General features: G+C 67.0%; 1 protein-coding gene. It reads left to right on the top strand.

Going from position 1 to position 297, the window contains the following annotated elements; genetic code table 11:
* Positions 1–2: 2 nt before the first annotated feature.
* On the top strand, positions 3–297 hold a 295-nt coding region (locus tag ACOZKU_RS27750), incomplete at its 3' end, for an enoyl-CoA hydratase-related protein (RefSeq protein WP_421581610.1).

Below are 297 nucleotides of genomic sequence, written 5' to 3'. Positions count from 1 at the left end.
TCATCACGCTCAACCGGCCGCAGGCGCTGAATGCGCTGAACCGCAAGCTGCTGGAAGAGCTGAAGAGCGTTCTCGCCGGCTTCGAAGCGGATGCCGGCATCGGCGCGATCGTCCTCACCGGCTCGGAAAAGGCCTTTGCCGCCGGCGCCGATATCAAGGAAATGCAGCCCTACGGTTTTGCCGAGGCCGTCGTCGAGGACCTCGCGGCCGGCTGGGACGAGGTTGCGGCCTGCCGCAAGCCGATGATCGCCGCCGTCAGCGGCTTTGCACTGGGCGGCGGCTGCGAGGTCGCGATGA

The organism is Shinella sp. M31 (assembly GCF_049199205.1).
In the GTDB taxonomy this organism is placed as follows: Bacteria; Pseudomonadota; Alphaproteobacteria; order Rhizobiales; family Rhizobiaceae; genus Shinella.
Note: the sequence above shows the minus strand (reverse complement) of the source record. Positions and strands in the feature narration are given on the sequence as shown.